The following is a 215-nucleotide window of genomic DNA, read 5'->3' as shown; positions in this document are numbered from 1 at the left end:
ACACCTCTCCATCCCTCCCTTCCATACCACAAGTAACTCAATATCACCACTCCTCTCTTCACCTCCTTCCCTTTCCCCTCTCTAACCCCCTCCACTTCCCCCTTCATTCCCGCATTAATCTTACTCATCCCCTCCTCATCCATACTCCCATCCATCACATCACCGCTCTCTCTCACTCTCCATCCAAGCTGCCTTTTCACTTCCGCATCATCCTC

The 215-nt window shown here is 51.6% G+C and carries 1 protein-coding gene; it reads right to left on the bottom strand.

Features of this window, described 5'->3' with window-relative positions:
- A partial coding sequence (locus tag FS628_RS33545) for a hypothetical protein (protein ID WP_145326738.1) occupies window positions 1–200 on the bottom strand: 200 nt, incomplete at its 3' end.
- Window positions 201–215 lie beyond the last annotated feature (15 nt).

Origin of the sequence: Paenibacillus xylanexedens, from assembly GCF_007676705.1 — a bacterium.
In the GTDB taxonomy this organism is placed as follows: Bacteria; Bacillota; Bacilli; order Paenibacillales; family Paenibacillaceae; genus Paenibacillus; species Paenibacillus xylanexedens_C.
Note: the sequence above shows the minus strand (reverse complement) of the source record. Positions and strands in the feature narration are given on the sequence as shown.